Source organism: Colwellia sp. TT2012 (assembly GCF_001440345.1).
In the GTDB taxonomy this organism is placed as follows: Bacteria; Pseudomonadota; Gammaproteobacteria; order Enterobacterales; family Alteromonadaceae; genus Colwellia.
The window spans coordinates 869,016-889,670 of the sequence record NZ_LJYX01000006.1 but is presented as its reverse complement, the minus strand read 5'-3'; the positions used below and the strand labels follow the sequence as shown (position 1 = coordinate 889,670).

Genomic DNA, 20,655 nt, shown 5'->3' with positions numbered 1-20,655 from the left:
CCACTCCTACGTTATGCAGTAAACTCAGTGACCTATCAATATTTTTCATTATCTTTGCCTAACATTAAGGTTTTATTTAGCATGTTTTTCGCCGACTCAGCTAACTGCACGTTAGTTTGATAGGAACGCGATGCTGATAGTACGGTATTAGTGACATCATTCATTTCCTCATCAACAAAATTAATCACTGCCTTATAAGTCATTATTATCTTTGCCCTAACATTAAGGTTTTATTGAGCATGTTTTTCGCCGACTCAGCTAACTGCACGTTAGTTTGATAGGAACGCGATGCTGATAGTACGGTATTAGTGACATCATTCATTTCCTCATCAACAAAATTAATCACTGCCTTATAAGTCATTATTATCTTTGCCCTAACATTAAGGTTTTATTGAGCATGTTTTTCGCCGACTCAGCTAACTGCACGTTAGTTTGATAGGAACGCGATGCTGATAGTACGGTATTAGTGACATCATTCATTTCCTCATCAACAAAATTAATCACTGCCTTATAAGTCATTATTATCTTTGCCCTAACATTAAGGTTTTATTGAGCATGTTTTTCGCCGACTCAGCTAACTGCACGTTAGTTTGATAGGAACGCGATGCTGATAGTACGGTATTAGTGACATCATTCATTTCCTCATCAACAAAATTAATCACTGCCTTATAAGTCATTATTATCTTTGCCCTAACATTAAGGTTTTATTGAGCATGTTTTTCGCCGACTCAGCTAACTGCACGTTCGTTTGATAGGAACGCGATGCTGATATCATATTAGTCATTTCCTCAATAACATTAACGTTGGGCTTATAGATATAACCGTCTTTATCGGCCATGGGATGATTAGGTGCATATTCAACATTTAGCGGTTTATCACTTTCAACAATCCCTAAAACAGTAACCCCTACGCTACTACCGTCACTTGCTCTTTGTCCTGCGGCAGCTTCTAGCATGGCAGCGGCAAAAACAGGATGTCTAGCGCGGTAAGTTTTATCGGCACTACTACTAACGCTTTCTGCATTGGCAATATTACTCGCCGTAGTATTTAAGCGGATTGATTGTGCGCTCATACCACTACCCGTGATATCAAATACGTTGAAAAGACTCATAATTATTGACCTCCGCTAATCACTTTTTTCATAGCTTTTATTTTGCCATTAAGAAATTGCACACTTGCTTGATACTCTAATGAGTTTTTTAGATACAAGTTTCGTTCCACTTGTACATCTACCGTATTACCATCCCCAGTATCAGGCTGATTTGGTACACGAAAACTTACTGAATTATTGAGTTCTGTGCGTACATCAAAGTGTTTTTCATTGGTACGAGACATGCCCATTTGCTGCTTATTTGCGGCTTGTGTAAGTGCTTGTTTGAAATCAAGCCCTTTTGCTTTGTAACCTGGGGTATCCGCATTGGCAATATTGCTGGCAATAACTTCTGCACGTTGGGCACGGATAAGCATGCCTTGGGAGTGTAATTGAAAGCCTTGATCAAATCCTATAGCCATAATAGCCTCACGATGATTCACGTTATAGCTAAATAACATTCAATATTTATGCCAAAGGTTTTAACAAAGCTGTTTTAAAGGAATATAAATGAAGGTGTTTACTGTTTGCTAGCAGCTATTGTCACTAGCGATGAGTGATATTTGACAGGGTTATTTTTTCTGATAAACAATACCAGGATTACAACGTAACATAGTGAAATCTTGATTTATTCCTGATAGAGATTCCGAGGCACCTAAAAACAAATAGCCTTGAGGATTTAATACGCCATGAATTTGACTAATGATTTTTGCTTTAATTTCTGGTGAGAAATAAATAAGTACATTACGACAAAAAACAATATCGAAACGACCCATCAAGCTATAGCTATTCAGCAAATTAAGCGGCCTAAAATTGACCATATTCTTGACTTGATCCTTAATCTTCAACATACCGTTATCACCGTTTTCAAAAAAGCGTTTTTTACGCTCCTCTGATAGACCACGAGCAAGTGCTAAACTATCATAATGACCGTATTTACAGTGCTCTAGCATAGTAGTTGAAATATCGGTACCTATGACCTGCACACCACGAGGGAATGCTCCGGGATTTTTTTGTTGAAACTCCAGTACTGACATCGCAATAGAATAGGGCTCTTGCCCAGAAGAACTTGCTGCGGACCAAATTTTAACGGGGGTTTTTCTATTGACAAAATCAGGTAATAATTTACTTTGCAATAACTTATAAGGGTAATCATCTCGAAACCATAAGGTTTCATTTGTGGTCATAGCATCAATGACTGCGGCACGTAATTGCCGCTCTACCGGGGAAAGTGTCCGAGTGACTAATTCACCCAATGAATTCACTTCAAATTTAGCCATTAATGGCGCTAGGCGGCTTTTAACTAAATATTGCTTATTTTCACCGAGCACAATGCCACATTGCTGCTCTAAAAACGTTCTAAATTGGTTGTAACTTTTTTCATCAAGTTGTCTTGCTGACACAATAGCTTCCTGTTTATTTCGAAGTACTCATTTAAATTTACTAAAATGGGAATATATAAATTCACGTCAAATGCTTTTGAAATTTTATTTTAATTTTTATAAAGAGTTAATCTTCTAATTTTAGCCATTTTTTTACAGCGGTAGCTAATTCATCGGGGTGAAACTTGGCAATAAAATCATCTGCCCCCACTTTTTTAACCATGGCATTATTAAATACCCCACTTAGCGAGGTATGTAATATAATAGGCATTTTAGCCATGCGGTCATTACCTTTGACTTCTGCCGTTAAGGTATAGCCATCCATTACGGGCATTTCAATATCAGAAATCATTAGCGCAACTTTTTCAGTAATACTATGTTCACACGTTGCCTCAATCGCCAATAACTGATCTAGAGCATCACGACCATTTTTAGCTAAAATCATATTGATACCTAATGGCTCTAATGCCCTTTTAACTTGGTTTCGTGCCACCATTGAATCATCAGCAATCAAAACCAGCTTATCACCTAGACTTTCACCAACACTGGCATCAATGACATCTTCACTTAACTCCGTTGAAACAGGATTAATCTCATTTAAAATTTTCTCAACATCTAAAATTGATACCATTTGACCATCTATTTCAGTGACTGCCGTTAGATAACTGGATTTACCTGCCCCTTCGGGTGGTGGCATAACATCAGTCCAACTTAAGGTTACTATTCGCTCAACGCCAGCAACGAGAAAGCCCTGCACGCTTCGGTTATATTCAGCAATAATAATAAAGCTATCCGCCGTTTGTTCGATTGCCAAGCCGCCCGTTGATTTACTTAAATCAATAACAGAAATAGTTTGCCCACGAATATGAGCTACGCCTTTAATATTAGGGTCTTGTTTCGGTAATACCGTTAACCTCGGGCATGGCATCACTTCACGCACTTTAAAAACATTAATGCCAAAAATTTGCCTACCGACAAGTTTGAAGAGTAGTAATTCTAATCTATTTTCGCCGACAAGTTGCGTGCGCTGATTTACTGAATCGAGTATGCCTGCCATATAAACCTCATGTAACACCGTACCCTTTATTGTCTTTAAAAAAATAAACATTTAAGGCACAATTCTTGAATTGTATTTAAAATATAGAGTTGATATTCACACTAAGCGCCTGATAATTGACGCACGATTTAACCTCATTTTATAGCACTAACCTAGGTTAAGCATAGACGAATATCTGCATTTACTTAACGATAGATAACAAAATATATGCGACATACCAAACATTTTTTATTTTCTTTATGTTTACTGCTTATTAAGCCAGCAACTAGTGCGGCAAGCGAACTAGACAGTGCGTTTATCGAACGCTTCGCGACCACCTATTTAATCGAAATATTTCCTTCAACTAACGAAGAAAAAGTGCGTATTTCGGTTGCTCACTTAGACCCTAGGATTATCATTAAACCGTGTAATATACCCTTAACAGCAAATATACATGATAAAAACAGTACACGAAATGTAAATATAAAAATTAGTTGTGATGAACCAACACCATGGAAAATATATTTATCGGCAAAAATAGAAATAACTAAAGCGGTTTTAATTGCAAAAAGTACAATTAACCAAGGAGACAAGCTTGACGAAAGTAATGTCGAGTTAGCTTACATCGCTATTAACAAAATACGTGGTGATAAATTAACCGATACCGCCATTGTTTTTGGCGCTAAGGCTAAAAGACGTATAGCTAAAGGTAAAGCCATTAGTAAAAAAAGTATCTGCTTAATTTGTAAGGGTGATGTGGTAACGATTATTGTCTCCTCAGAGGTCTTCACTATCAAAAGCCAAGGTGTGGCATTAAGCTCTGGTAATATTAATGAGCAGATCAAAGTAAGAAATACCCGTTCAAAAAAAATCATTACCCCACGGGTCAAAGCTATTAACCAAGTAATAATTCATCTATAATCTAGGTACAAAAACTCTAGGTAACAAATAATTTTGCAGCTAAGTTCACTGTGAGGTTATTTATGTTTTAATGTACTTTTAGCTAAAGTTATTCCGCTGATGGCCGATAACAAGATAACAGACTCATTTAAAATATCATTTCATTGTTATAGGATGAAATTATGGTTATAAATATCAATAGCTTGAATGCAAACAATCAAGTTAAACAGACTCAGCAGCAGGTAAAGCAGCAATCGGTTCAAACGGCCTCGAATAGTGCACAAGTAAAAAGTGCCGGACAAGATTCAGTGTCAATTACTCCGCAAGCAAAACAGCTTAATGAATTACAAAAACAAGCAGCGGATGCACCGGTAATAAATCAAAAGAAAATTGATGAATTAAAAAAAGCTATCAGTGCTGGTGATTATAAAATCAATCCAGAAAAATTAGCAGCCAATATTGCTAACTTTGAATTTAATCTTATTTAACGATAGACTGTAAGGTATATCGTTTAGTAAAAAATCAAAGGCAAGCTTATGTTATCAGGGTCAAATCCCAAAGAATTAACGTCAAATGAATTGTTAATACAACAACATCAACAGTTAACCGCTCTGGGTCAGATAATTGCGAATGAAAAACAAATATTACAGCAACACGATCCACAAGCGCTGCTTGCTATCAGCCAAGAAAAAAATACCCAGTTAATAGCCATTCAGCAACTAGACCAAAAAATATCTCAACATCAAGGCTTCGCTCAAGATAAAGCCGCAGGGAAATTAACGCAACAACTCGCAGAAATCACCGAATTATTAAAGAGTTGCCAACAGAAAAATCTGGTCAATGGCCAAATCATCCAACAGTCACAACTTGCTGTCGAGCGCATGAAAACAAGCCTATTAGAAAGCCATAATAAAAACGCCATTACTTATAACAGTAAGGGTAAAAAAAGTGCTGGACTGTCAAGTATCGGGCTAAAAGCCTAAGCTTATTCCAGCAACAAAAAGGCGTTAATCATTATGATTAACGCCTTTTAAAATGGTCTGCCAATATATGATATTAAGTACTTGTCCTTAATAGACCACAGGAATTAAAAGTGAGTTACCGCTTTAATTTCTTTTCTATTTTGATTTACTTGATAAATATTATATACATCTTCAAAATCTAGCAGTAACTCCGTGGTATAAACGTCACCAACAGGATAACTTTTCACTACTTTAGCACCGCGTATAATACCTTGTACCGAAGCCATTAACTGCTGATCTTCAATTAATAAGTCAGCCATGGTTACCTTACCGGTAACTTGCTGACCATAAACTTGCTCCGCTAACTCTGCATAAGCGGCAATTTTTGACGCCTTAATGGCCATTAACATCCGCTGAGTTTTATGTGTTGATTTTTGCAGGCTTATCGGTGCAAAACCTGTCGCATAAAGCACAGGAAAGTTATCTGGTTTTACGGTTTGCCACTGTACATGTTTGTCGTAAACAAGGGAGCAAGCACTAGTAAAGCAAAGTACACTGGTCATAAAAATGACACGAATTAATGATTTACTCATATATACTCCTTTAGCGTTAGTCGCTGATAAAATTGCATTATTCATTATCCTACTCAATTAAGACATTAAATTCAGATAGCGAATTAAGCTACTGAAATAGTTGTTAATTTTGTATAATTACCGTAAGTTCATCGTTAGACAACATAGCATGACCTCAAATAGTCATGCCATCTCTCATTTTCACATTCTCACTATGACTCATATCATCACCTAACACCCAAACAGAAATAAAGAATTGCGCCGTAGCAACCACCACTTTAGATTGAATGCCAATCATACGAGCACGAACTAAAAGACCATTTGCTTGCTCAATCATGGTGCCATAAACCCCATAGTCAATTATCTGACGTTCAGGTAATTCTTACCCGCCTCGACTAAAGACATAATCACCTTTTATTGTCACACGAATATGGCCAGTAGAGTTAAAGTCGATCACCACGATACCGTGGCGTTTCAGTTCGTGAATAAAGCTTTGCGCTAGCTAATTGCCAAGCCAATATCTCATGGTGTACCTCTCAAGCCTAAGCCCAACAATTATCACACTTAGCCCAATTGTATTCATTTTCATACTTATAAATAATGCACATTCTAAGCCAATAATTAAGTGCCAGATAAATTAACGAATATATGAAAGGCATGAAATATGCATAATCGATATTAGTCGATAAAAAAACGCTTGCCCGAAAGTATAAGTCAATAAGGTTAAAGCTAAATAGGAAGATGAAAAAAACTATGCACAAACTCATCAAACAATTAACATTCCTCAGCTTGTTGTACAGTTTTTCTGTTAGCAGTCAGTGGTATGAGACACAGGGACATGCTCGCACCAATGATATAAGTATCGAGTTTGCTCGCACTAAAGCGATGGAAAATGCACTTAAGAAAGCGCTGCTTGTCTCTGGGGCCAGTGTGTCGAGTGTGCAACAAGTGGTCAATGGCTTACTGACACAAGATAAAATCAGCATCAGGGCAAGTGGTAGTGTCAACTCCATTGAACTAATTGATGAAATACACAGCGACAACCTTATCACTGTCACAATTCGCGTAGATATATTTCCTCAAGATAAAAAATGCTTTGCGGTAAACTTTAAAAAATCTTTGCTCATTACCCGCAGCCATTTATTACATAGAGAGCAAGCTAATATTGGTAAGATTTACCTCATTGATAAAGCGGTTATGCGTAAATTGGCTGAACAACTAAATCAACAAAGTGCTTATACTAAAACCAGTAGCATACTAAATAATAAAACGGAATTTTCTCGCCTTAATAACAGCTTAGCCAGTGATAAAATAGCGCAATTAACGCAATCGTTAAGTGAAAGTACCGATAGCCAATATATTATGTTTAGTGAAATCACCAATACTTCTTTTGATCAACAAGCCACTAATAGCTGGTTATTTTGGCAACAAGGTATTTACCCTAGAAATTTTGCCATTAGCTTCTATTTATATAACGGCCTAAATGGTGAATTAGTTTGGCAAGATTCTTATCAAAATTCTGCGCCATGGACATTTAGTAAGCGCATGAAAGTGGATGTCAATGGTCAGGCATTTTGGCACAGTGAATATGGCCTAATGGTTAATAATATTATCGACAGCGTTATTCAAGATATTGATGAAAATATTATGTGTGAGCCTAGCCGAGGCAAAATCATTCAAGTGAACGGTAACCAAGTCACCATTAACTTAGGCAGGGATCATGGGTTAAAAATAGGTGATGAATTTAGCTTATTACACCTGACTCATTTTACCAACAACTCTGGCAAGTCCTATGCTGGATTTAACTTAAGCCCCTATAAAGTAAAGGTAACCAAACTAACCAGGCAAACGGCTACGGCAGCGACACCTGATGGCCGGTTATTTGGTAATATTCAAGTCGATGATTTAGCGGTACGTTATGAGAATTAATAACGTATAAAGCCTAACCGCGAGGCCTACTTATGAAGTAAAACGCCTACTAAGAATCAATTTAGTAGGCGTTTTTATATTCGTTAAGTCTGAAGTAAATATTAGATAACTATTGGATAAAGGTTATTGCTGCCGATATCGCTGCAACTTGTGCTTGAATACAATTTTCATCATCAACCCGAGCGCTATCAGGGTAAACCTCTGTGGTAGTGACATAGGGCGCGTTTGTTAAGCCCATACATAAGCCTAACGCTCTTGCAGCATAATTTATAACACCAACTTGCTCAAGTTCAACACCTATCAATTTACCCTTGCTATCAGCGGGGGCAATGTGAGTAACCTTTGCTACAGCTTGGTTAATCGCCCGTTGGAAATCAGCGGCAGGCTTGGTTGCATCCCCGACTAAATAGAAACCATCGGGAATATTCCAGTTATCATGCTGTTTAGCATCTCGGGCGGCCAGTGCCGGTCTAAACTCGCTATTGTCGCTATCAGTGGTTTCATGTAAATCAATATGCATAGCAATATCAATATCCAGTTCCACAATAAAAGCCATCAGTGCCGCCGATTCTTGCGCCGGACTATTAGCATAAAATGAACGGTTTGGGTCTATCGCTTTATTATTCCAACGATTAATGGTTTCATAACCCCACGGGCTAACACAAGGCGCGACAATAATATTAAACTGTTCGCTAAAGCCCTTAGCACAAGTTTCAAGAAAACGAATTGCCCCTTGCACGCCACTGGTCTCATAACCGTGTACACCGCCCGTCACTAGCACGGTTTTATTATGCGTTTGCCAATGTTGACTTTGCATGACATATAAAGGATAACGGCTTTCATCAATAGACAAGCTGCCATATTGGATCATATCAAATGAAGAACTTAATAATTCAAGCTTTGCTAGCACTTCATCTTGGTAAGAGCGTTTAATATTTTGCTTAGCAAGCCATAACGCCTTGTCTTTATCCACCCATGGCTCGCCTTGCGTACCAATAGAATAAACTGAATCACTCATAATTTAACCTTATTGTTCAAACAGCAATGTTAATAACTGTTGACCTGATATTTAGTAACGCCGGCCAGCCGCATAAAAAAATGCCCAAAGATTTGGACATTTTTTATTGGCTACTAAGCACTAAGTTACCGCAACAAGACTTTATTTCGAGTCAGCACGTCCCATAAACTTGCGGTCTTCGGTATTAACTTTAATTTTATCACCGGTAGAGATATGTTCAGGCACTTGCACCGTTAATCCGGTAGAGAGAATAGCTGGCTTAGTACGAGCACTCGCTGAAGCGCCTTTTATCGAAGGGTCTGTTTCTGTAATGACTAACTCGACACTGCTAGGAAGATCAATAGCCACTGGCGAATCGTCAACTATGATGACAGAGATCCCTTGCGTTTCTTCATTAATAAAAAGAACCTCATCGGCGATAGACTCTTTATTTAAGTTATATGGCGTGTAGTCTTCATTATCCATAAAGACATATTCATCACCATCAATATATGAAAACATTGCTGGGCGGCGACTTAAATCGGCAAAACTTAACATATCGTCAGCTTTAAAGGTTTCGTCTACCTTAGCACCCGTAACTACGTCGTATAAACGCATTCTATATAAACTGCCGCCTGCTCGACCTTGCGGTACAGAACGAGTAATACCCCTAACAATTAACACTTTACCGTTATGCTCTATCGCAGCATTTTTCTTTATATCACTTGCCTTTGGCATAAGATGACTTCCTCTAATTTATTATAAATAATCTTGCTTTAAACACAATGCAGGGAAAATAGCATGAACACATAGATATGCAAATAACTTATCGATAGAATAATGATATTTTTAGGTGAAATACGATAAAGTGAAAACCAACAGGGTGATTTTCATAGTTAAACACAGACAGACAACAAAAAAGGCAAATATATACCCTATATTTGCCTTTTCAATCTATTGAGTTTTTGTGATTATTCTCATTCACTTAATTATTATTTAACAGCAATAAAAAAACGAATAAATGCTAGAAAAATCTACTCGTAAGAACGCTCAAGCCAAGCGATTTGTAACTTTAAGTCTTCAATTTCATGGTTTGCATCGGCTAATTGTTCTAGCGTTGATTTTTGTTCATTATTCCCATTATCTATACTAGCATCAGTATTTTTTGACATATTACGTCTTTCCTCATGGGCCATAATAGCCTCCAAAAAATTGTTACCACTCCTGTATTATTACACAAGACCTTTCATTAATAAGTTTTATCCATTATTTAATAAAGTAGAACGATTATATTTAGTACATTTTTTTGTACATCTCAGTGCCTACTGGTAATAAAAACATGCAAATATAGCCTGATAATAATGAGCCATTGGAGGTAAATGTCGGCTCTGTTTGCTTAGCTGTCGTTACTTTTATTAAGAAAGCCCCGCTTTAGTTGCCGGAAAACACTCACCTCAATTGAGTTATTTTCAGCAAATTGATTTTATCGCACTATACTCAGTAGTGTTGAAAGAATAGGAGTTTGCTATGATTAAAGCGCTCACAAGCAGCAAAAAAAATTATTGCCCAGTCTATTTTTTATTAACGATTTTATCAGTAGTTCTCATTACCGCACAAGCTGGCCAATTAAGTGTTCAGTTCGAAAACGATGGTCTATTTGCCAGTGATGGTAATTATACCAATGGCTTTTCTTTAGCTTGGGAAAGTAAAGCACTGCGACAATATCACCAACACCTCAGCTCAAGCATGCCAATATGGCTTCAATGGCAACATGGTATGCGTTTACCGGTAAATAAAAATCAAACGGCCTGGGGAGTAAAAGTATCCCAGCGCATGTGGACACCAAATGATATTGGCATAATGAACTCTCAAAGCAATGATAGACCTTATGTTGGTTTAGTCGAGTTAGAAAGTCACACCGCAAATTACAGCCCGAGTTTTGCACAAAAAAACTGGTTAGCTGTGGGCGTTATTGGCCCTAAAGCAAGGGCTGAAAAAATACAAAAAAAAGTACATCAGATAACCGGCTCAACCATACCTCAAGGTTGGCAGTATCAGGTAGAAGAACAAGTCACAGCTCAGTTTGCTTATGAAGTAGACTCACTCTGGTATAGAAAGCAAAAATATCAAGGCACTTATTTTACCGACTGGCAATGGGAAGTCAGTGGTTTTAGTCATATCTCGTTAGGGAATCTAAATACCCAAGCGTCTCTCGGTTTTTTATTTCGCTGGGGAACAATGCTAGCAAACACTTTCGGTCGTCTCAGTAACCACTTCGGCCATATAGGCAATATAACGCAAGCCCTTGATGGCAGTAATTTGACCACCTTTGCGCGACTTGGCCTTGGCTACCGGTTTAATGACTTGTCTATTGAAGGTAGCTTACCCTATGAGTCATCGGTTGAACTTAAAAATCCCCAAGCAAAGGCGAGTTTAGGCTTCACTTGGACACAAGAAAATTTTGCCCTCACTTGGAGCCTGAATGGCTATACCCGCGCTTATCACAGTGATATTAAACCTTGGCATACTTACGGCTCACTCACGCTAAGTGCTAGCCTGTAATTTATTCTACTAACAGAGCTGACTTTTTCACTATATCCTTGGCAAAACCATCAATGCTGTGCTGATTTTTCTTTTGCCAGTACTGCTCAATACCGGCTTTACCTTGCTTATCTGACCACAAGGCAAGAGCGTTACGATCGGCTTCATAGGAAAAATAAGGAACTGACATACCGCAAGATGACTGAACTTTGTCAATAGCCAATAAGAATATTTGTCTGGAGGCCACGCTTTGTGGAAATAGCGCTATATATTCCGCCCACTGCCTATCACCTTGATGTAATACAGTGGCCTTGCCATAAGCTCGCAGTATAAGAGGCGCACCTTCAAACGCACAAAACATTATCGTCATTCGTGGGTTTATTAATACATGCGCCGCTGATTCATTGCCACTACCGGTATGATTTAACCAGGCAATAGTCGAGGCATTTATCACGCGCAAACTATCCCCGCCTTTAGGGGACACGTTTACTGTGCCCGTATCTGCGGCTGTACTGACAAAATAAAGCTTTTGTTTGGCAATAAACTCAATATGCTTGGCATTTAATTCTGAAAATTGTTGTCCCATGGTATGACTTTCACTCCTTTGTATTAAAATTAGTGTTGAATGTTAGCTCACTATATTCACAAAACACTGGCGACAATTACAGTAAAATCACGGTAAAAGAATAAACTTTAACAACTTTATACTGATTTTAGCGAATGAGTTGTTTAAAATCCTCTCGCTTAAAAGTCTACTTAGGATAAAACATGTACGATCCTCTTCTTGATGAATCCATTGGTGCTAATGCGCCCTACCCTAATAGTTATTGGGCTGACGTCACAGCGGCTAATACCTTAGGAAATGCGCCAGCCGATGATGGTCAGTTAAATAAAGATATCAATGTAGATGTTGCCATTATCGGTGCCGGTTATACCGGCTTATCAACGGCGCTGCACTTAGCACGTGAGCACGGTATCAAAGCCACGGTATTAGAAGCAAACCGAACAGCTTGGGGGGCCAGTGGCCGTAATGCTGGCTTTATTTTAAAGTCCTCTGGCCGAAAATCCTACGCCCGCATGCAATCGCAATGGGGGGAAGAGGTTATGCGTGGCATTTATCAAGAAATGTGTGCGGGTGTTGATACCGTCAAAAGTTTAATTAGCGAGGGCATTGATTGTGATCCACAAGACAGTGGCTATATTCGCGTAGCCCACAAGCCAAGTATGCTAAAAGGTTTAATCGAGACGGCAGCTTTGCAAAAAAAGATGTTTGGCTATGATATCCAAGTATTAACACGTGAGCAGTTACACCAGGATTATATGGCAGATCATAATGCTTATGGTGCAATACGTTATCAAGATGGTTTTGGGCTTAATCCACTAAAACTTGCTTGGGGTTATCAAAAGCTTGCCAGAGAGGCTGGTGTCAGCATTTATTGTGACAGTCCAGTGGAAAATTGGCAGCAGCAAACGTCGCATAAAGCGGGTCAACAAAGCCAAACCCTGCAAATATTGCACACGCCAAACGGCATTGTCAAAGCTAAAAAAGTGGTTATTGCCACGAATGGTTATTCAGCCAAGAATTTTCACCCCTTGATCAAGAGCAAAACATTACCCGTTTTATCACAAATAATTGTTACTCAGCCCTTAACAACAGCACAATTAGCCGCCTGTAATTTTTTAACCAGCAATGTCATCATGGATACACGCGCATTGAAATATTACTATCGCAAGTTACCTGATAACCGTATTTTATTTGGCGGTCGTGGGGCAATAACCGGTAAAAATGCTACCGACCCCTACTACGCCAAACGCTTACTTGCGGTATTGAAAACAAGTTTTCCCGCTCTCGACTCCTTGCGTTACGATTATGCCTGGTCAGGATGGTTGTGTATGTCGTTAGATGACATGCCGCATGTTTATCAAAATGAACAGCGTAATGTTTTTTATGCCATGGGGTATTGTGGCAGTGGCGTATCTTTCTCTGTACAAGCAGGTAAACGTTTGGCGCAAAAAGTTGCGGGGGTGACAGTACCCAATTTACCCATTTACCAAACCCCGTTAACAACATTTCCCTTCGCGCCATTCAGACGTGTTGGTCAATGGGGTTACTTTCAGTACGGTAAAGTCAAAGATCGCTGGTTTTAAACGATTATCTACTTTAAAAACGAGGTTAATCGTTATCGCAGCCTGCCGGTAAGTCTGTTGATTTTCGCTAAATGAGCAAGTAATTAATCCGTTTGCTCTAAATGAAATATTAACATGCGGTGTCAGCACGACCGAGAAATAGCCTAGATTAACACTTGTCTCAGTGAAAATATTGTATACAATATACCTATGAATTTATTACTGTGCCGCTCAGCTAAGTGCTGAGTAAACACACCTCACATAAAGTTAATTATTTTTGAAGGAAATATAATATGTCCATTGGTATTGGTGGCTCTACAGCTGAAATAGAATTAAATAAATTAACCGATATGACCACTGATATCACGCCTATCTCATTAGGTGAATATCAACAGCGTATTGCTAAAGCGCAACAGCTAATGCGTGCACAAAACATTAGCGCCTTATATATTAATGCTGGCACTAATTTAAGCTATTTCACTGGCACTGCTTGGTACTCATCTGAGCGCTTAGTCGGCGCAATATTACCTGCAGAAGGTAATTTAGTTTATATCGCCCCTTGGTTCGAAGTAAGCACACTATCTGGCTTTATGCAGATTGAGGCACAAGTCGCTAGCTGGCATGAACATGAGTCACCGTATCAACTTGTTATGGAGGTACTGAAGAAAAACAACTGTGCCCAAGGAACCCTTGCCATTGATGAATCTACAGCATTTTTCGCGGTTGATGGCATGATGAATGCCGCAAAAGATCAAAACATCACGTTAACGTTCACCAGCAGTAAAAGTATTACCGCCGGTTGTAGAATGATCAAGTCTGCCAGCGAAATTGCCTTATTGCAACGTGCTAAAGACATGACTATGGTAGTACATCGCGCCGTAGCCAAAATTTTAACCCTTGGCATCACTACCGCACAAGTCACTGACTTTATCAACAAAGCGCATATAAAATTAGGCGCCCCTAAAGGTTCCTCTTTTTGTATTGTTTTATTTGGCCAAGATACCGCCTACCCACATGGGGTAAAAGAGCCTAAAACCCTCGATGCTAATGATATGGTGTTAATCGATACTGGCTGCTTAGTTCAGGGCTATAATTCGGATATAACCCGCAGTTATGTTTTTGGTGAAGCCAGTGAAAAACAACGTGCGGTTTGGTTACATGAAAAAACAGCGCAAGCGCAGGGCTTTGCTGCGGCCAAAATAGCGTCCCCTTGTGAAACGGTCGATATTGCTGCTCGCAACTACCTTGAAACGCAAGGTTATGGCCCAGATTATCAAGTACCAGGACTGCCACATCGTACTGGCCATGGCGTTGGTTTAGACATTCATGAATGGCCATATTTAGTCAGAGGTGATAAAACCCCCTTAGCTGCTGGCATGTGTTTTTCTAATGAGCCTATGCTGTGTCTTTATGGCGAGTTTGGTGTGCGTTTAGAAGATCACTTCTACATGACTGAATCTGGACCAAAATGGTTTAGTGAGCCGGCTCACTCTATTGATGACCCTTTTGGCTATGAAGCTAACTAACCTTAACGGCAACTATTCTCTGTTTGGCGTCGCGGTGACGACGCCGCGACAAACCATTTAAATTAACTCTGAGTACCTTTTACCGGCAGGGTACTCAGTCATTAATTTGATAGTTTAATTAATAACTAATGAGAATGGCTACAACTAATGAGATTTAAGCTTCCTACGCACTATTGACGAATACCACAAAGCGGTCATTAAGTGGATGGCACTTAATGCAAATTTAGATTAAATTTTTTATTGATAATGCCACAGCTCAGCGGCAAAAAAATTTAGCAGCCATTTTTTCCTGGACGTTTTTAGTATAAGATTGCAGCGCCTTGCTCTACGCTTAATTACTTAAGTCATGACACCTGGGCGATAGGGTTTATTATCTCGAATCCCTTGTTGCGACCGCTTCAGATTCGAAAGTTTAACCTTTTTGGCTATTAATCCTCGCTTTTCTGAGTAGCATTCAAACTCAACAGTGGCACCAACTTTTAAAAAAGCACAATTAACAAGATCGGCTTTACGTACTATTATATCTGGGCCGTTGCCGTTATCCAGAAATCCAGATTCTTTATCTCGGAACCATTTTTTGACTACAGTTTGCAATACAATACTCCTAATTTAACTGACTTACTAAATTTATTCATGGGTAGTATCCCCCCTGAAAAATGAGTTGATACACGATTCCAGTAACTTACGCGCTCTATTGTTTTGGTTAAAAACATAACCCTCTCAACATCCGATCACCACTTAGATGTCGGCATAGTTGCATCTTTATACGAGCACAGTAGACGACATAATTATATGGATGTATTTTCATCATCCGCTAATAGTGGCTCATCGGATGAGGGGTCTTCACTAACCTTTTCTAATTTTTTCAGGCGTTTTTCCTCTTTCTTTTTCTTCTTCGCAAGTTCCCTCTGCCGCTTCTCATAATTGTAATTGCTTTTCGCCATTTGAATACTCTTGAATTAATTTAGGGGGTGTATCTAATTGCTAACATCTAGCTTTGCTAAGGGGTATTTTTAGGGCTAGGCCCCGCTTAAAATCGTCGCCCTTGAGCAAGGTGTTAACTTTTCTATAAATCTAGGTTTCGTGTCAAAACTTCCGCTGATTTAATAATAAGCTTTGTACGATGAAGGTCCGGATGTTTTTCTTCGTCAGTGTACCCAACTGGATTGCCAGTTCCCGTATTAACAAACCAAGAGTTTTCCGGCCTGCGCTTACCTAACAGTTTCTTTAGCTCCTTCGGTGTAACACCCAACGCTTTCGCAGCAGCATTGTATGTGCAGCGAGTCTTAACTGTCTGCAGGTAATCAACTACCAAGGTGATTTTTTCTTCCATTACGATATGATCCTTAGAAAGTTAAGAGGCAACAATACCTTTTTACTAACGCATCATCAATAGGTTTGATAAATTTGTATTTTTTAATTATCCATTGAAAGACGAGATTTTTCCTTATTTTTTAAGGAAATACTGTTATTTCATGCCAAGCACATTTTTCTAATTAAACATTATAAACAGTACTCAATTGTTGTCCACTTAGCGTGGTGAATTCAATGGAACGTTGAGCACGGCTAGGTGCCGTTCCCCATACGCTTACGTTTAAAGTGTCTAATTAATAGTGCGAACCTATTTATACTTATCAAAGATGGCTTGTAAACTTCCATCTTCTTTCATAGCTAAAATCGTGCGATCAAATTCAGGGAGTAGATGTAAATAACTTGATTTTTTACCAATCAATAACTGATAGCGAGACGCTTTAATATCGATTAACTGATTGGGTAACATCACTACATTGGTAATATTAAGTTGTTTTAACTTATACCGAGTAGCCACCGAGTTGCCAATAAAAATATTAAAACGAGATTTCTCCAGCATTTTTAAGGCTCTACTAACACTCGAAGCCCACGCTATTTTATAACCTTTAAATACTCTTGCCGCCCAAGGGTTGCCGATATTATTACCAATAGTAAACATTTTAAGATCTTTTAATGATTGAGCTTTAGCAATGTCATTTATCAGAGGGTCATTTTTATTAACAAATATCATGCGTTTTATATTGGTAATATAGTGTTCACCGGCATTGGAATAAATTTTTCTTTCTTCAGTGAAGTTAGTAATTAACGCGTCAGCCTTATTATACTTCACCATTTGTTGGGCTCGTTTCCAAGGGTAAAAAAGTAGTTCAACCTTAATCTTCATTCGGCTGACCAGTGCTTCATTGATAATGTCGATTAAAATGCCTTTGTGTTGATTGTGTTCTTGCCAATTCCAAGGCACGCTATTGTTACCAAGGGCTATTTTAAATGCTTTTGGGCTAGCACTCTCCTGAGCTGCCAGACTAGCAGTAAATAAAAAGATAAAAAGTATATATAAAGAGGTTTTTAGCATCATATTATATTTAAAAAACTGCAGAGTAATCATAATGTATAGGTCTTAATATCATTTTGTAAAACTAAAATAATTTACTTCAAGGTTTAGCTATTAATTATCCATCTACAGTTATTTAAGGTTAATGACTGGCTTAAATCTATAAAAACTTTCCACTAATATAGAGATATTTAGTGATAATTATAGTTTAAAACAAAACAGATATGCCCGAATAAAACGCTCTCCCCCGAAAATCATAAACCCCTGCCAACGTATTTTGTCTTCCTCCTAAGACAACCAAAGGGAGTTTTTGATCAAAGAGGTTGGTAATGCCAAAACTAAATTCAACAAAGGGATTATGCATATATTTAAACGCCACATCGCTATAAGTTTTACCTGATATTTTATAACCTTCTATTTCTTCTATGCCACGCCCGGGAATAACTTCTCCATTGTCAGCATCGGTGCGGTTTGGGTCTACTTGTACTTCACCAATGTATTTAATTTTCCAGTTAAAAAAGTAATCATTGAATGTGTAATTAAAGTTTAATACGAATTGATGTTTAGCTAAGCCTAACGTGCCTGCTTTATGAATCACATCACTGCCAAGAAACGACTCTTCATCGTACTCATTAAGAAAAGAATAGTTTAAGCGGGTGTATATCGTGCCATATCCGCCAATACCGATATCTGGTAAATCAAATTGATAATTGGCTTCAATATCAAGCCCGTTGGTCGTTATAAAACCGGTATTTAAAGCGCCTCTTAATACTTCGGTTATTTCGCCATCGTCTGCTCGAGTAATAAGATCACAAGCAGGATCTGATAAATTAAGCGACATATAACATAAATCCATAATGGTTTGTAACCCAGGGGTGGTAATGGCGTTTTCAATCTCAATGTTAAACCAGTCAATACTAAGAGAAAGACCCTGCAATAAATTATCTTGTGGGGTATAAATAATACCCAGTGTGGTGGTATCAGACTGCTCTTCACTTAAATCGGTATTTCCTGCTATTACATTTCTAATTCGATTTTCAGGTTGTACAAAGTCATTGCCTATGCCTAACGCTGCACAGTTATCGGCGACAACGCCTGGTGACCCGCCATTATTACAGGGGTCGCTAGCGGAATTAAAACTTTCATTCCTGCCTCTAAATAATTCGTCAATATTAGGGGACCTATGCGCTTGAGCTTGCATAATACGAATGCGTAACTCATGGCTAGGTTGCCAAAACATACCGATATTCCAACTGGTTAAACTCCCTACCGTCGAAAAGTCGGAAAGTCGGACTGATGTGGTCAGCTCTAGTTTTTTCATCAAGGTTATATCGCTATCAACAAGGGGAATAATGGCTTCAGCATAAAACTCATTCACATCAAACTTACCTTGGGTTTGTGGGGCTAAATTACTGGTAGATTGTCCCGCCTGAATGATGGAGGAAGGGATATCGTTGTTATTTTCTTGACGGTTTTCTATGCCAAGGGCTAGCTTTATATAGCCAGCAGGCAATTCGAAAATATCGCCATTAACATTGGCTGCCCAAACTTGTTGTTGAGAGTAACCTGTACGTATATCTTGATAAGCGATAAAGTCAATATATTCTTGTGTGATGCTATTTTCGCTAAATAAATCGATAGAGCCCGGGCACATTGCGGCTTGGGATTGAATTTGTACCGCATTAAAATTATCACAGTTTTCTGGCCCTAAAGTTGCGGCTAAATGATCTAAGCGCATACGACCAAAATTTTCATTACTTGCGGTATAACGTCCGTAGAGATAATAAGTCTCGTACTGCCAATTTTCGGAAATGTCCCCTTTTACGCCTAATAATACCCTTATTGCATTACGTTCAAAATTACTGCTACGGGGGCCAAACTCGGTAAATCTACGTCTTACACTGAGTTCTGTTGCATCGGGCTCGCTGCCTTCTGTAATAGCATCCAAGACAACTTGAGGAATATTTGCATTAGTGAGCGGAATGTTCGATACCGTTTCACCCGCCGCCTCAATAATTCTAAAAGACTGAGTATTGGAAAAAGACATCTCAGAAAAAATTTGGGCATAATCAACAACCTCATAATGTGCGATTGCGTAAGCATTAAACGTTTGTAAAGGCACAGCTAGGTGCCCTTCATTAAAACGATATCTGTCTGCTGGCGTTGAAAAGTTTCTTAATTGTCCGGTAATTGGGTCAATGACTCGGGTTCCCACCCCCGGAATACTGTATCTGCCAGAGGGAATGGTGGTACTTCGGCCATAATCGCTTTGCCAGATACTTGCAGGCAGTCTGTCATTAGGGCCAGTATCGTTGGGATTACTGACTAAAGCGCCTGTTGTTTTACTGATTTCTCTGTCTTTATTGATGATGCCTTTGGTATCTGAGTAATCTAAATGCACCATGGCATAACCTTGGTCGTTAGCAAAGTCACTGCCCGTGGTTAGGTTAAGGCGAAATTGTTCGCCATCCCCTTCTTGGGTAATACCGTAATAGGCATTAAATTCGATGCCGTCAAAATTATCTTTTAAGATAATATTAACTACCCCAGCAATGGCTTCTGAGCCATAAACAGCAGAGGCACCGCCGGTAATTATTTCAACCCTATCTATCAAAGCCACAGGGATAGCACTGGTATCTACTATGCCATCAACCCCCGCGGGAGCCAACCGTTTGCCGTTAACTAATACTAAGGTACGTTGTGGGCCTAAATCGCGTAAATCCATTTGTTGGCTACCCATATTACGTGAACTGCGGGCCGTATTAGAATTGTCTCGTGCGGCACCAAATACTGGCAGATCATAAATAGACTCTAATAAGGATAAGCTCCCGCTCATTTTGATTTCTTCATTGCTCAGGCTAATAATGGGGGAGGAGGAAATTGCATTGACCCGAGGGATCCTTGAACCCGTTATGGTGATTACTTCAATATCGGTTTCATCTTCATTACTAGCATCTTGAGCTTCAACAGCAAATAAAGAGCTGAATAAAAATAGACTTACTGTGGCGGTAAAACTAACCAACATTGTATAAGCGGGTATAAAGGTTAAGCGTGGCATACGAGTTCTATTTACTATACTAAAACATGACATAACTTGTTTCACCCTCATTGTTTTTCGCAGGCTTCGCTTATTATTGGTGTTTTTAGAGTTATTAAAAAATTATAGACTAGTTAAAGGCTTTTAGATTTACAGCCGAAATAATTGTCTATTAGTCACAGTGGCGTCAGGCT

General features: G+C 38.8%; 25 protein-coding genes and 1 pseudogene. 7 read left to right on the top strand and 19 right to left on the bottom strand.

Annotated elements, in window-relative coordinates; all coding sequences use genetic code 11:
- Positions 1-35: 35 nt before the first annotated feature.
- The 8 genes from ASU03_RS20620 to ASU03_RS05535 all read right to left on the bottom strand — a co-directional run bounded on the left by ASU03_RS20620 (position 36) and on the right by ASU03_RS05535 (position 3,529).
- Positions 36-203, bottom strand: coding sequence for a hypothetical protein (locus tag ASU03_RS20620; RefSeq protein WP_157465821.1), 168 nt, complete (start codon positions 201-203; stop codon positions 36-38).
- A gap of 2 nt (positions 204-205) precedes the next feature.
- Entirely contained in the window at positions 206-361 is a 156-nt protein-coding gene (locus tag ASU03_RS22060) for a hypothetical protein (RefSeq protein WP_442855123.1), read from the bottom strand.
- Between the two features lie 2 nt (positions 362-363).
- Complete coding sequence (locus ASU03_RS22055; RefSeq protein WP_442855123.1) at positions 364-519, bottom strand: hypothetical protein; 156 nt, start codon at positions 517-519, stop codon at positions 364-366.
- Between the two features lie 2 nt (positions 520-521).
- Positions 522-677, bottom strand: coding sequence for a hypothetical protein (locus tag ASU03_RS22050; RefSeq protein ID WP_442855123.1), 156 nt, complete (start codon positions 675-677; stop codon positions 522-524).
- A gap of 2 nt (positions 678-679) precedes the next feature.
- Positions 680-1,111, bottom strand: coding sequence for a flagellar basal body rod protein FlgC (flgC, locus tag ASU03_RS05550; RefSeq protein ID WP_057830849.1), 432 nt, complete (start codon positions 1,109-1,111; stop codon positions 680-682).
- Between the two features lie 2 nt (positions 1,112-1,113).
- Entirely contained in the window at positions 1,114-1,512 is a 399-nt protein-coding gene (gene flgB / locus ASU03_RS05545; RefSeq protein WP_057831016.1) for a flagellar basal body rod protein FlgB, read from the bottom strand.
- A 150-nt stretch (positions 1,513-1,662) separates the two neighbouring features.
- Positions 1,663-2,493 carry a CheR family methyltransferase gene (locus ASU03_RS05540; RefSeq protein WP_057830848.1) on the bottom strand — a complete coding sequence of 277 codons (831 nt, stop codon included), beginning with the start codon at positions 2,491-2,493 and terminating at the stop codon, positions 1,663-1,665.
- A 106-nt stretch (positions 2,494-2,599) separates the two neighbouring features.
- Complete coding sequence (locus ASU03_RS05535; RefSeq protein WP_057831015.1) at positions 2,600-3,529, bottom strand: chemotaxis protein; 930 nt, start codon at positions 3,527-3,529, stop codon at positions 2,600-2,602.
- A 207-nt stretch (positions 3,530-3,736) separates the two neighbouring features.
- On the opposite strand from ASU03_RS05535, the gene flgA reads away from it, so the two are divergent.
- The 3 genes from flgA to flgN all read left to right on the top strand — a co-directional run bounded on the left by flgA (position 3,737) and on the right by flgN (position 5,391).
- On the top strand, positions 3,737-4,429 hold the full coding sequence (flgA, locus tag ASU03_RS05530) for a flagellar basal body P-ring formation chaperone FlgA (protein WP_057830847.1): 693 nt from the start codon (positions 3,737-3,739) through the stop codon (positions 4,427-4,429).
- A gap of 161 nt (positions 4,430-4,590) precedes the next feature.
- Positions 4,591-4,896, top strand: coding sequence for a flagellar biosynthesis anti-sigma factor FlgM (gene flgM, locus ASU03_RS05525; RefSeq protein WP_057830846.1), 306 nt, complete (start codon positions 4,591-4,593; stop codon positions 4,894-4,896).
- A gap of 48 nt (positions 4,897-4,944) precedes the next feature.
- Complete coding sequence (gene flgN / locus ASU03_RS05520; RefSeq protein ID WP_057830845.1) at positions 4,945-5,391, top strand: flagellar export chaperone FlgN; 447 nt, start codon at positions 4,945-4,947, stop codon at positions 5,389-5,391.
- Between the two features lie 104 nt (positions 5,392-5,495).
- Here the strand turns inward: flgN and ASU03_RS05515 are convergent, their stop codons facing one another.
- Entirely contained in the window at positions 5,496-5,963 is a 468-nt protein-coding gene (locus ASU03_RS05515; RefSeq protein ID WP_057830844.1) for an LPP20 family lipoprotein, read from the bottom strand.
- A gap of 154 nt (positions 5,964-6,117) precedes the next feature.
- A pseudogene (locus tag ASU03_RS05510) lies at positions 6,118-6,432 on the bottom strand (FlgO family outer membrane protein); the annotation flags it as partial.
- A gap of 263 nt (positions 6,433-6,695) precedes the next feature.
- Here ASU03_RS05510 and ASU03_RS05505 point away from each other — a divergent pair.
- Positions 6,696-7,871 carry a flagella assembly protein FlgT gene (locus ASU03_RS05505; protein WP_057831014.1) on the top strand — a complete coding sequence of 392 codons (1,176 nt, stop codon included), beginning with the start codon at positions 6,696-6,698 and terminating at the stop codon, positions 7,869-7,871.
- A 109-nt stretch (positions 7,872-7,980) separates the two neighbouring features.
- On the opposite strand, the gene ASU03_RS05500 is transcribed toward ASU03_RS05505, so the two are convergent.
- From ASU03_RS05500 to ASU03_RS21055, 3 genes are all read right to left on the bottom strand, one after another.
- Positions 7,981-8,889, bottom strand: a complete 909-nt coding sequence (locus ASU03_RS05500; RefSeq protein ID WP_057830843.1) for a M14 family metallopeptidase — start codon at positions 8,887-8,889, stop codon at positions 7,981-7,983.
- Positions 8,890-9,030: 141 nt separating this feature from the next.
- Positions 9,031-9,606, bottom strand: coding sequence for an elongation factor P-like protein EfpL (efpL, locus tag ASU03_RS05495; RefSeq protein WP_057830842.1), 576 nt, complete (start codon positions 9,604-9,606; stop codon positions 9,031-9,033).
- Positions 9,607-9,902: 296 nt separating this feature from the next.
- Complete coding sequence (locus ASU03_RS21055) at positions 9,903-10,064, bottom strand: hypothetical protein (RefSeq protein ID WP_197410255.1); 162 nt, start codon at positions 10,062-10,064, stop codon at positions 9,903-9,905.
- A 331-nt stretch (positions 10,065-10,395) separates the two neighbouring features.
- Between ASU03_RS21055 and ASU03_RS05490 the strand changes: the two genes are divergently transcribed.
- Positions 10,396-11,430, top strand: coding sequence for a lipid A deacylase LpxR family protein (locus ASU03_RS05490; RefSeq protein ID WP_057830841.1), 1,035 nt, complete (start codon positions 10,396-10,398; stop codon positions 11,428-11,430).
- A 1-nt stretch (position 11,431) separates the two neighbouring features.
- On the opposite strand, the gene ASU03_RS05485 is transcribed toward ASU03_RS05490, so the two are convergent.
- A complete protein-coding gene (locus ASU03_RS05485; protein WP_057830840.1) occupies positions 11,432-11,995 on the bottom strand; it encodes a pyridoxamine 5'-phosphate oxidase family protein in 564 nt (187 codons plus the stop codon).
- A gap of 182 nt (positions 11,996-12,177) precedes the next feature.
- Between ASU03_RS05485 and ASU03_RS05480 the strand changes: the two genes are divergently transcribed.
- Both ASU03_RS05480 and ASU03_RS05475 read left to right on the top strand, forming a co-directional pair.
- Positions 12,178-13,557 carry an NAD(P)/FAD-dependent oxidoreductase gene (locus tag ASU03_RS05480; RefSeq protein ID WP_057830839.1) on the top strand — a complete coding sequence of 460 codons (1,380 nt, stop codon included), beginning with the start codon at positions 12,178-12,180 and terminating at the stop codon, positions 13,555-13,557.
- A 272-nt stretch (positions 13,558-13,829) separates the two neighbouring features.
- Positions 13,830-15,062, top strand: coding sequence for a M24 family metallopeptidase (locus ASU03_RS05475; protein ID WP_057830838.1), 1,233 nt, complete (start codon positions 13,830-13,832; stop codon positions 15,060-15,062).
- Between the two features lie 339 nt (positions 15,063-15,401).
- On the opposite strand, the gene ASU03_RS05470 is transcribed toward ASU03_RS05475, so the two are convergent.
- The 5 genes from ASU03_RS05470 to ASU03_RS05455 all read right to left on the bottom strand — a co-directional run bounded on the left by ASU03_RS05470 (position 15,402) and on the right by ASU03_RS05455 (position 20,482).
- A complete protein-coding gene (locus ASU03_RS05470; protein WP_057830837.1) occupies positions 15,402-15,656 on the bottom strand; it encodes a hypothetical protein in 255 nt (84 codons plus the stop codon).
- A gap of 194 nt (positions 15,657-15,850) precedes the next feature.
- Complete coding sequence (locus ASU03_RS21050) at positions 15,851-16,006, bottom strand: hypothetical protein (protein WP_197411200.1); 156 nt, start codon at positions 16,004-16,006, stop codon at positions 15,851-15,853.
- 122 nt (positions 16,007-16,128) lie between these two features.
- On the bottom strand, positions 16,129-16,395 hold the full coding sequence (locus tag ASU03_RS05465; RefSeq protein WP_057830836.1) for a hypothetical protein: 267 nt from the start codon (positions 16,393-16,395) through the stop codon (positions 16,129-16,131).
- A gap of 288 nt (positions 16,396-16,683) precedes the next feature.
- Positions 16,684-17,478, bottom strand: coding sequence for a substrate-binding periplasmic protein (locus ASU03_RS05460; RefSeq protein WP_057830835.1), 795 nt, complete (start codon positions 17,476-17,478; stop codon positions 16,684-16,686).
- Positions 17,479-17,632: 154 nt separating this feature from the next.
- A complete protein-coding gene (locus tag ASU03_RS05455; RefSeq protein ID WP_057830834.1) occupies positions 17,633-20,482 on the bottom strand; it encodes a TonB-dependent receptor plug domain-containing protein in 2,850 nt (949 codons plus the stop codon).
- Positions 20,483-20,655 lie beyond the last annotated feature (173 nt).